Consider the following 12,858-nt stretch of genomic DNA (forward strand, 5'->3'; position numbering starts at 1 on the left):
TCAGTGAACGGAGCGTTCGGCCAGGGCCCGCAGTGCCAATATCCAGTGCGCGACCAACTCATCGAGATCGTCGCGGTCCAGTACGTCCGGCAGATAGGTCACGTAGGCGCGGACCACGGTCCCGTCCGGCCCTGCGGTGGCCATCGACTGGATGTCGATTTCTGCCTGTGCCGGCATCCGGTTGCCACGTGCGATCACCTCGGCGTCATCGGTGCTGCCCAGATCCGGACCGTTGACGTCGGGGAACCACGGCGCGCGGGCCACCTCGGCAGGCACGTCACCGCCGCCGGGGATCAAACCGATGTAGTTGAAGACGATCTGCGGGTCGGCGAACCCCGAGAGAGCCTGGGCGCCTTCGGTATCGAGATAGCGCAGCATCCCGTATCCGATCCCGCGCTCCGGGTTGGCCGCCATGGCCTCCCGGGTGCGGGTGAGTACGTCCTCGGCGATTTCTGCCCGGGCGTACAACTCTTCGATGTTGATGCCGTCGAGGTCGATCCGGGTCGGGAACATCGACGTGAACCAGCCGACGGTCCGGGACAGGTCGGCACCCGGCACAACCGCTTCCTGCCTGCCGTGACCCTCGAGTGTGAGCAGGGCGTTGTTGATCTGGTAACCACGATCGCGTCGCCACCCGACAACGGCTGCCGCGAGTCCGGCGACCAACTGGTCGGCCACCGTGACATCGGCGCCTGCCGCCGCCAACAGCGGCTCGACGATCTCGGCCGGAATCTCGACCTCCGTGCGGCTTTGCAGGTCCACCCGATCCCGGGTGACGTCGAGACGGCGCGCACCCAGAGCCGGGTCCTCCCCACCGAGCACCGCCGACCAGTGGTCGAGCTCGCCGCGGCGAGATCCGGCCTGGGCGTGCTGTGCGACGGACCACTCGGTCCAGGTGGTGCCGGCATCCGGTAGATCCACTGCCCCACCGGCAGAGACCTGCGAACCCGCAGTTGCGATGTCGGCGACCAGGATCCGCCACGACACCGCGTCGACGACGAGGTGGTGGGCAACGATGAGCAACCGGCCGGTGGCGTCCGGACCCGCGTCCAGCCACACGAACTGCAGCATGACCCCGGCCTCGGGATCCACGCGGTCGACACCGTCGAACAGAGCATCACGCAGTGCGGATTGGTATCCCGGCTCTCCCGGATGTGCATCACCGGCGAGTTCCACCCGCGACAGAAGCGACCTGACGTCGACGCCACCGGCAGGAGCGATCACCAGAGTGCGTTCATCGCTGTCCAGCCGCGAGCGGAGCGCGTCGTGCTGATCGGTCACCGCACTCATCGTCGCGACGATGTCGTCTTCGGTCACACCCACGGGCAGGTTGACAACCATCGGCATCACGAACCGGCGGTGGTCGCCACCGCGTTCGATCATCTTCGCGGCAACCGGACTCAACGGTGCGATACGCGTATGGGCGGCAACATCTCCCGGGATCTCGCCGACAGTTGCTGTTGCAGTTGTGGTCGATGCGGCCGCGGCCAGTGCGGCGATGGTGCGCAACTCCAGGACGTCCCGGGCGGTGAACCTCAGGCCGGCACTGCGCGCCCGGCTCACCAGTTGCATCGCCATGATGCTGTCGCCTCCGAGCTCGAAGAACGAGTCATCGGCTCCGGCTTCGTCGACTCCGACGACGTCGGCGACGATCTGGCAGAGCAGTCGTTCGTACTCGGTCTCCGGGGCGCGCCCGGCCGTCGAGACGGCCTCGGGCAACGGCAATTCGCGGCGGGCGATCTTGCCGGATCGTCCACGCGGGAACTCGTCGAGCACCACGATCGTCTGGGGCACCATGTACGAGGCCAACATTCGCGCAGCGTGTTCGCGTATCGCGGCCGGGTCGACATCGTGTCCGGCGCGTGGGCTGACGTAGCCCACCAATTGCTGGCGGCCCCCGTCGGTATGGATGACGGCAGCGGCCTGCTCGACCGTGTCGTGGCGGGCCAACGCCGTTTCGATCTCTTCGAGTTCGATGCGCAGGCCGCGCACCTTCACCTGGAAATCGACACGTCCGACGTAGTCGAGGGTGCCGTCGGGTAGTCGCCGCACCCGGTCGCCGGTCCGGTACATCACCGAACCTGCCGGGCCGTGGACCGACGGCACAAACCGCTCAGCGGTCAGATCCGGCCGTCCGAGGTATCCGCGGGCGAGCTGCTGCCCGGAAAGATAAAGCTCACCAACAGCTCCCACCACACAGGGACGCAACCAGCGATCGAGCACCACGGTCCGGGTGTTCCACACGGGCGCGCCAATCGGGGTGATGTCGGCCTCGACATTCGAGATGGCCTGCTCAGTGGCACCGGTCGCCGCAACCTGCGACGTGGCATCAACGGTGACCTCGGTGGGTCCGTACAGGTTGACCACTCGCGTATCTGCGAGTGCGGCAACCCGTGTGGCCAGCGGCAGCGGCAGCGCCTCGCCGCCGCTGAACACCAGCCGCAGTGTCGAGACGGTCTCGGGTGTGGCCAGCTGTGAGAAGACTGTCAGCACCGATGGCACGAACTGCACGATCGTCACCGCATGGCGGGCGATCAGTGCCACGAGCTCGTCGACGTCCCGATGTGCCTGCGGTGGGGCCACAATCGTGCGGGCACCCACCAGAGCCGGTGCGAACATCTCCCACACCGAGGCGTCGAAGGTGAACGGCGTCTTGTGCAGCACGACGTCGTCGGCCGAGAAGTGGTGTTCGGCGGCCATCCACCGCAATTGGTTGACCAACGCCCGCTGGGTGATCTGGACACCCTTGGGGCGACCGGTCGACCCGGAGGTGAACAGGACGTACGCAAGCGATTCCGGATGAATGCGTCCACGCCGCTCGGTGTCCCGGAGTGCACTCGCATCGGATGGTTGCAGATCGGGTGCCGTCAGATCCACGCAGACAACACCGCGCAGTACTGACCGCAGACGGCTCAGCAGATCAGCGCTTGCGACGACGCAACGCACGCCGGCATCGCTCACCACGGTCCGCAACCGGTCGTCCGGGCCCTCGATGTCCAGCGGCAGGTACGCCCCGCCGGCTTTGAGGATTCCGTAGACCGTCGCCACCTGTTCGAGCCCGCGCTGCATCGCAATGCCGACAATGCTGTCGGGTCCGATGCCCTGAGCGATCAGGGCCCGGGCACGCCGGTTCGTCAGCGCGTCGAACTCGGCGAATGTCAGTTCGGTGCTGTTGTCCTGGAAGGCGATTGCAGAAGGCGTGGCCTTCACCTGATCGGCGAACAGCTGCATCGCGGTGCGGTCGGGGATCTGCCGATCGGTGGCGTTCCAGGTCTGCAATTGCGCAGTCACTTCGTCCTGGTCCAGCAAGTCCAGCTCACGCACCGGCGTCCAGCTCGCCTGCGCGATGGTGTCGAGGACCGCCGCGATCCGGCGCGCAAGCGTCTCCGCCCGGTCACCGGCCACCAGCGCCGGGACATACTTCAGCGTGAGCGCCAGATCCGGATCCGACTGTGCGAGAACCGTAACCGGGTAATGCGAGGCGTCGTTGATCTGTGCTCCCGCGATGAACATGCCATCGATGCCGGACTCCGTTTGCTGACGGGTCCGATCGACCGGGTACGACTCGAAGACCGTCAACGTGTCGAAGAGCACCGGCAGGCCGGCGGAACGCTGAATGGTCGGCAGACCGACATGGTGGGCGTCGAGCAGCCCTGCCTGCTCGGACTGGATCCGTTCGAGCAGTCCGAGGATCGTCTCGCGTTCGCCCAGCCTGATCCGCACCGGGATCGTGTTGATGAACAGTCCGAGGATCGATTCCACGCCGGTCACCTCAGGCGGCCGGCCCGAGACCGTCGCACCGAAGACCACGTCGTCGCTACCCAGCGTCCGTGCGAGCACGATGCCCCAGGCAGCCTGCACCAACGTGTTCATCGTGATGCCGCGCTCCCGCGAGAGGTCGGCCAGACCGCTCGACGTACGCGGACTGATGTCGAGCGCCATCTCGATCGGCACGGTGTCACCGGCATCGGCGGCCACGGTGTCGGCGACCAGCAGCGTCGGCGACTCCAGTCCGTCGAGCGCCTGCTGCCACGACGAGATCGCCGCGGTCGGGTCACGTTTGGCGAGCCAGACCAGGAAGTCGCGGTACGACCGGTTCCGCGGCAGATGGGTGTCGTCCCCACCGGTGGCGTAGAGGACGAAGAGTTGCTCCATCAGCAGCGGCCCAGACCAACCGTCGAGCAGGATGTGATGGTTGGTCATCGACATCCGGTAACGCTCTTGGCCGCCCTCGTCCGGCCCCATCCGCAACATCATCACGCGCACCAGTGGCGGCGCCGACATGTCGAACCGGGCGCTGCGATGTTCGAACAGCAGGCGCTCGGCCTCGCGGTCGGCAGCGGCGCGATCGTCACCGTATTCGGCGCACAGATCGACGAGCTGCCACGGTGCCTCGACACCGGCCGCCACGAACTGCACGGGCGAACCGTCCTTGACGTGCCGGAAACCCACCCGCAGGTTGGGGTTTCGATCGATGAGCGCGCGCACGGCCTTGCGCATCCGATCGGTATCCACCGCGCCTGCCAGGTCGAAGACGATCTGGGCGGTGTAGATGTCGGTGACGTGCTGATCGGCGACCTCGGCGTGGAACAACATGCCCATCTGCAGCGGCGCCAACGACCAGATGTCCTCGATCGTGGGGAAATCTCCCTCGAGTGCCTCGATCTCGTCCTGTCCGATCCGGACCAGGGGCACATCGGACGGGGTCAGGCCGCCGGCGGCCGGCGATTGGTCGTGCACCGCGAGAGCAGCGGCCGCCTGCGCCCACAGGTCACCCAGTTCGCGGACGTCGTCGGATTCCAGGATCCCGCCGGCATAGGCCAGTGACGCCGACAGCCGTGGACCGTCGGGGTGATCGGTGGTGACGGCGTTGATGCCGAGCACGGCAGGCGCGACCATACCCGCATCCTGCGCACCGCCGAGCGGGCCACCATCTTTCGCCCGCTGCCACCCGAAATCGGTTGCCATATCGGTGTTGTCGTCATGTCCGGCGGCTACCCTGCCGAGATAGTTGAACCCGATCTGGGCACCACGGTAGTCGGCGAGCGCACGGGTCCGATCATCACCGCTGTACTCCAGCAGACCGAAACCGATACCGGCCTGCGGGACCGCGAGCAGCTGCTCTTTGACCGCTTTGACGGCGCCGCCGGCAGCGGGCCCTCCAGCGAACGCGTCTTCGAGGTCGATTCCGGTCAGATCCAGCGCGAGCGGGTACATCGAGGTGAACCAGCCGACGGTACGTGACAGGTCGGCACCGCCCACCGCATCTTCTTCCCGACCGTGACCCTCAAGATCGATGAGGACGGTGCCGGCATCCGAACCGCGACGAGACCGCCAGGCCCGCACGGCCATTGCCAGCGCGGTCAGCAGCGCATCGTTCACGCCACCGCGGTAGGTGGCACTCACGCCGGTGAGCATCGACTCGGTCACCGCGGTGGGGAACTCGAGGTCGATTCGCTTGATGGTGCCCGCGGTGTCCTGATCGGGATCGATGCGCCGGGTACCCAGGACCGGATCTTCGGTCTCGACGATCTTTGTCCAGTAGTCGATCTCGTCGCTGTGCTGCGTGGCGGAATCTACGAGTGCGGTGGCCCAGGTGCGCAGCGAGGTACCGACCTCGGCCAGCTGTGGGGTGCCGCCGTTTTCGCTCTGGCCCCAGGCCACAGCGAGGTCGGGCAGCAGGATCCGCCACGACACCCCGTCGACCACCAGGTGATGAACGAGTACGTAGAGCCGTCCGGTGACACCGGCCGGACTGTTCGGGGCGGGATCGAACCAGACCACCTGGATCATCGAGCCGGTCGCCGGATCGAGGCGCGCAATCGCCTCGGCCGCCGCTGCCTGGGTCGTCTCGACGAACTCGGGACTCCCTGGCACGGCGGTGAACTCGACCCGGGTCAGCACCGACCGCGGATCGATGGAGCCGACGGCCCCGATCTCGAGATGTGCCGGTCCGTCGCCGGACACCAGGCGGGACCGGAGCGCGTCGTGCCGGTCGAGTACTGCGCCGAGCGCGGCGAGCAACCGGTCGGCGCCGGGGTCTGCGGGCAGGGTGAGGAAGCTGGCCTGTGAGAACTCACGGTACTCACGCCGACTGTCGACGAGCCAACGCATGATCGGGGTCAGTGGCATCGAACCCACACCACCGCCGGGCAATTCGGCCAGCATCTGGATCTGTGCGTCTGCCTCGAACTGGGCCACGTGTGCCAGTTCGGCGATGGTCCGCCGGTCGAAGACATCACGCGGGGTGAACACGATGCCCGCGGCCCGGGCCCGCGACACCAACTGGATCGAGACGATGCTGTCGCCACCGAGCGCGAAGAACGAGTCGTCGACGCCGATGCGCTCGGCACCCAGCACGTCGGCGAACAGTTCTGCCAGTCGCCGTTCCATGTCGGTGCTCGGCGCCCGATAGGCATCGGAGTCCGCGTTGAAGACCGGTTCGGGTAGCGCTCGGCGATCCAACTTGCCTGCCGGCGTCAACGGAACCGAGTCCAGGACTGTGATCGAGGAGGGCACCATGTGTCCGGGAAGTCGCTGCCCCAGAGCCGAACCGAGATCTGCCACCGACACGCTCCGACCGGGGCGCGGGTACACGTATGCCACCAACACCGTCTGGCCGGTGTGCGGATGGCGGTGCCCGATGGTCACGGCGAAGTCGACATCAGGGTGATCGCCGAGCGCGGCATCGATCTCGCCGAGTTCGACCCGGAAACCACGGATCTTCACCTGGTGGTCGCTACGCCCGAGGAACTCCAGCTCGAGCCGGCCCGAGGACAGCTGCCTCCACCGCACGACGTCGCCGGTGCGATACATGCGCGCCCCCGGCTCACCGTACGGATCGGCCACAAAACGACCGGCCGTCAGTTCCGGCCTGCCGAGGTACCCGCGGCCGACCGAGGCACCGGAGACATACAGTTCCCCGGCCACGCCCAGCGGCACCGGCTGCAACCGCGAATCCGCCACGAGCGCACGGACACCGGTGACCGGTCCGCCGATCGTGACCGGCATCTCCGGATCCATCGATGCGGTCGAGGTCGACCAGATGGTGGCCTCCGACGGTCCGTACAGGTTGAACATCGAGCGGCCCGGCGCCCAGCGCCGAACCAGCTCGGGCGGGCACACATCGCCTGCGACAGCGATCATCTCGACGCAATCGAGGCCGTCGGCCGGCACGGTGGCCAAGGCTGCGGGTGTCACAAAGGCATGTGTCACCCGGTTGTCGGCGAGCAGCCGCGCCAGGTCGGAGCCACCGAAGATCGTCGGCGGTGCGATCACCTGGGTCGAGGCAGATGTCACGGCCATCATGATCTCGAAGATCGACGCATCAAAGCTCGGGGACGCGAAATGCAGGACCCGCGATGACTTCGTGACGTTGAAACGTGGCGCCATCTCGGCGATCAGATTGGCCAGTCCACGGTGTGTGGTGCCGACACCCTTGGGCCGTCCGGTCGAACCCGACGTGAAGATCACATACGACAGGTCGTCCAGCGACACCGTGACCGGTGCGCCGGCACCATCGGTCTCGGCAAGCTCCGACTCGGAGCCTTCCGACAGCGGCAACCACGTGGTGCGCTGCGGAAGCCGGTCGACGAGGTCGCCCGTGGTGAGTCCGATCCGCACGTCCGCGTCGGCGACCATGTTCTCGATGCGCTCGGCGGGATAATTCGGGTCGATCGGCAGCACCGCGCCGCCGGACTTCACGATCGCCCAGAAGGCGGTCATGGACTCGATGGAGCGGCCGATGGCGAGCGCCACCGGCGTACCCGGGGTGATACCGCGATCGCGGAGCCGGGCGGCATGGCGGCCGGCGCGGCGGTCGAGTTCACGGTAGGTCACCGAGGTGTCGCCACAGACGAGGGCAACACCGTCGGGGTGTGCGGCCACCGCATCGTCGAAGATCTCGATCATGGTGCGCGGCGGTACATCCGGAGCCCCGGTGACCGGCGAGAGTGCGGCCCGCTGCTCGGCCCCGAGCAGATCGATATCGCCAACCCGGATGTCGGCATCGGTGGCCACGGCCGCCACGATCGCACTGAAGCGCTGCGCCAGGGCCGCAATCGTCTCGGGATCGAACAACGCCGTGGCGTAGGTGAACTGTGCGGACAGGCCGGTGTTGCCGTCCTCGTCGACGGTATCGGAGAGCGTCAGCTGCAGGTCGAACTTGGTTGTCGGTGTGGATGATTCGAGTCCCGAGACGCGCATACCCGGAAGCTCCAGCACAGCCCGCTCGTTGTTCTGGAATGCCAGAGCGACCTGGAACAGCGGCGCGTAGGACGTCTCCCGCTCCGGCGCCAGGTGTTCGACCAGACGCTCGAATGGGATCTCGGTATGCGTGAACGCGGCGATGTCGGTGCTGCGGGTCCGGGCCAGCAGATCACTGAACCGCTCACCCGCCTCGACAGGCGTCCGCAACACCAGGGTGTTGACGAACATGCCGACCAGATCATCGAGTTCGGCTTCACCGCGCCCGGCGATCGCCGTACCGACAACGATGTCGTCAGTGGTGCCGGAGCGGGCCAGCAGCACGGCCAGCGCCGCATGGCAGACCATGAACATCGTCGCCTGGTGCCCCGCTGCCACTCGCTGCAGTCCGCCACGCACAGTCGCATCGAGTTCGAACTCGAAGGCGGCTCCGGCCGTCGATTGCACCGGCGGCCGGGGTCGATCCAGCGGCAGGTCGATGACATCGGGGATGCCGTCGAGTTGCTCTGTCCAGTACCCGATCTGACGTGCGGCCAGGGATTCGGGATCGGTTTCCTCGCCGAGTACCGCGCGCTGCCACAGGGCGTAGTCGGCATATTGCACCGGCAACGCCGACCAGCTGGGCTCGCTGCCTGCAGTTCTGGCGGTGTAGGCGACCATGATGTCGCGGGCCAACGGTGCGACCGACGAGCCGTCGCCGCTGATGTGGTGGATCACCATCACCAGTACGTGTTCGGTCTCCTCGCGCCGCAACAGTGCGATCCGCACCGGAATCGACTCGGTCACATCGAATCCGATGCCGATCAGGGCCCGCAGCCGAACGGGGAGATCGTTGTCGTCGGCGACATCGTGGAGCTCGAGGGCCAACGCCGACTCGGGCAGGTCGTCGACGTCGACGATCAGCTGCTGCGGTCCGTGGCCGTCGTCGGGGTACCGGGTCCGCAGGATCTCATGGCGGGACACCACATCTGCGACAGCGGCGCGCAGCGCTGCCACATCGAGCTCGCCCGACATCGCGATCGCGGCGGGGATGTTGTACGCCGGTGACGATGTGTCGAATTGGTTGATGAACCACATCCGGCTCTGGGCCGGAGACAGCGGAATCCGGTCCGGACGCGGCCCGGCCACCAGCGGTGGTCGGTCGCGGCCACCGTCGGCCCGCTCGGCCAATGCAGCCAACCCGGCGACGGTCGGTTCGACGAACAGGTCACGGACGGCGAGATTCGATCCCACCGCGGCGTTGATCTGGGCCACCACACGCGTGGCGGTCAGCGAGTTGCCACCGAGCACGAAGAAGCTGTCGTGGACTCCGACCTGTTCGACACCGACCAGGTCGGCGATGATCGATGCCACGATTTCTTCGACCGGCGTGCGCGGCGGCGCATAGCCCTCGGTGCTGGCGAACACCGGTTCCGGCAACGCTTTTCGATCGAGTTTGCCGTTGATGTTCAGCGGCAGCCCGTCGAGCGATACCACCAGCGCAGGCACCATGTAGGCGGGCAATTCCTCGGCGGCGGCCGCCAGGATCGCGCCGGTGTCCGGCGCTCCGGTGCCTTCGGTGACCAGGTACGCCACCAGCTGCTCCCCCACCTGGGGATCGCTGTGGACGGTCACGACGGCGGCCTCGACCTGCGGCGACTGCAGCAGGACACGCTCGATTTCGCCGAGTTCGATGCGGAATCCGCGGACCTTCACCTGGAAGTCGCTGCGCCCGACGTATTCGAGCGTGGGGGCATCGCCGGCGACCGTGACCCAGCGGGCCAGGTCACCGGTGCGGTACATCCGGGTTCCGTTGCCGCCGAACGGGTTGGCGACAAACCGTTCGGAGGACAGGTCACTGCGTCCCTGATACCCGCGGGCGAGTTGGGCGCCTGCGAGGTACAACTCACCGGTCACCCCGTCGGGCACCGGCTGCAGGCGGGTGTCGAGAACGTAGATCTGCGTATTCCACTCGGGACGGCCGATCGGAACCGCGGAACCGATCGTGGCAGGCACCGGTTGGTGCGTGACGCTGACCGCGGCCTCCGTCGGCCCGTACAGGTTGTGCAACTCCGGCGCGGTGGCCCCGGCGGTCAGCTGCCGGAACCGGTGCACCACATCGGGGGTCAATGCCTCACCGATGCAGAGCACGTGGCGCAGCGATGTCAGTTGCTCGGACCGGGCGTCCGACAGGAAAGCCCCGAGCAGTGAGGGTACGAAGGTCACAGCGGTCACGCCGGTGCGCTCGATGAGCCCGGCGAGGTAGACCGGATCCCGATGCCCCTGCGGCTCGGCGACCACCAGACGGGCGCCTGCGGCCGGTGCCCACCAGAACTCCCAGACCGACAGGTCGAAGGTGGCCTGGGTACGCAGTAGCACCGCGTCGTCGGTGCCGAGCCGGAACTGGGCGTTGATCCAGTTGAGCTGGTTGACGATTGCCGCATGCGATACGGCCACACCCTTGGGCCGTCCGGTCGAACCGGACGTGTAGATGACGTACGCGGTGTTCTCCGGACGCAGCGGCGCCAACCGCGCACTGTCATCGATCGCATCCGCCGAGACCGACGAGGTGTCGAGCGCGGTCAGATCCAGTACCTCGACGTCCTCGGGCAGACCGGATGGCCGCTCCCCCGCCACCAGCACCATCACCGGCTGCGCGCTGTCGATGATGAAGGAGATCCGGTCGAGGGGATGATCGGGATCGATGGGCAGGTATGCGCCACCGGCCATCGAGATCGCGTACATCCCGACCAGGAGGTCGAGTGAACGCGGGATGGCGAGTCCGACAACCGTTTCCGGACCGACACCGCGGTCGATCAGAATCCGGGCTGCGGCGTTGACCCGCGATCGGAGTTCGGCGTAGGTCACCGACAGACCGTGCTCGCCCTCGATCGCGACCAGATCGGAGTTCGACGCCCACGACTGCTGCAGGAGGCCGGGCAGTGTTCCGGGAGTGAGCACCACCGAGGTGTTGTTGCGACCCCGCAGTACCTCGTGACGCTGCCGCTCGGTCAACATCGGCAGATCACCGACGGCGGTGGACGGCTCGGCGATGATCTCACCGACCAGCGTGAGGAAACGGCTTGCGAAGGTGTCGACCGTCTGCGCGTCGAACAGATCGTCGGCATAGGTGAACACCGCGTCGAGACCGACGGGCCTGCCCGCGTCGTCATAGTTGTCGGACAGGATCAGCTGCAGATCGAATTGCGCGACACCGTCCGGCAATTCGACCGGTTCGATGCTCAGACCGGGCAGTTCCAGACTGGACCGCTCCATGTTCTGGAACGACAGACCGACCTGGAAGATCGGGTGATGCGCGGTGGACCGGACCGGGTTGAGGACCTCCACCAAACGCTCGAAAGGCACGTCGGCGTGGGAGAACGCCTCTGCGTCCCGGCCGCGGACGGCGTCGAGCAACGTGGTGAAGCTCGCTCCGAGATCGATGTCGGTCCGCAACGCCAGCGTGTTGACGAACATGCCGATGACACCCTCGACCTCACTCTCACCACGACCACCGATCGGTGTGCCCACGGTGATGTCGGTGTTGCCGCTCAGACGGGCGAGCAGCAGCGCAAAAGCGCTGTGGAAGGCCATGAAGGTACTCGCGCCGCGCGTGCGTGCCAGGTCGGCCATACCGCGATGCAGATCCGCCGAGACGGTGAACGCGTGCTGTCGACCGCGCAGCGACTGCACCGGCGGCCGCGGCCGGTCGGTGGGTAGTTCCAGCTGATCGGGTACACCGTCGAGATTGCGTTTCCAGAACTCGATCTGCGTCGACAGCAGGCTGGTCGGGTCATTCTCGTCGCCGAGGAGTTCGCGCTGCCAGATCGAGTAGTCGGCGTACTGCACCGCCAACGGTGTCCAGCGTGGGCTCTGTCCCTGCGACCGCGCCGCGTACGCCATCGCGAGGTCACCGACAAACGGTGCCACCGATTGACCGTCGGCGGCCACGTGATGGATGACCATCGCCAGCACATGCCGGGTCGCGTCGACCCGCAACAGGCCGATCCGCACCGGCACCGCGATGGTCACGTCGAATCCACGCGAGACGAACTCGCGCATCGTCTCGTCGACCATCTCTTCGGCCGTCTCGAGGAGCTCGATCTCAGGTGTCGCCTGTTGCGGCGTGAGGATCACCTGATGAGGACCGGACGGTGAATCGGGGTAGATCGTCCGCAGCGACTCATGCCGGGCCGCCACGTCTGCGATGGCCTTCCGTAGTGCAGGCAGGTCGAGTTCGCCGACGAGGGTGAGCGCCGCCGGGATGTTGTAGGCGGTCGAGTCGGGATCGAATCGGTTGAGGAACCACATCCGGGTTTGCGCCAGCGACAACGGGATCCGAACCGGTCGCGGACGCGCCACCAGCGGTGGTCGCTGCGTGCGCACGCCGACCTCGGACTGCAGTCGCTGCGCGAGTTCGGCGACGGTGGGCGCCGCGAACAGCTCACGGACTCCGATCTTGCCGCCGAGGGCGGCTCCGGCGCGCCCGACCACCTTGGTGGCGCTGAGCGAGTTGCCTCCGAGATCGAAGAAACTCTCGTCGATGCTGACCTCGGTGACACCGAGCACCTCGGCGAAGACCTCGGCCAGGGTGGCCTCGATCTGATTGCGTGGCGCGATGTACGTCCGCTCGCCCACGCTGAAGACCGGCTCCGGCAGGGCCCGACGATCCAG

Annotated in this window: 1 protein-coding gene (only partly in view); it reads right to left on the minus strand. The window is 67.0% G+C overall.

The genetic code is table 11. The features are described from left to right. Nucleotides 1-12,858, minus strand: partial view of a non-ribosomal peptide synthase/polyketide synthase gene (locus tag AC1TQG_RS02905; protein ID WP_482135434.1) — the 3' portion only. Its footprint extends 21,036 nt past the window's final position; the window shows 12,858 of its 33,894 coding nt (coding positions 21,037-33,894); its start codon lies off the right edge, out of view; the stop codon is at nucleotides 1-3.

The sequence above is a fragment of the Williamsia sp. Y844 genome (assembly GCF_056786475.1).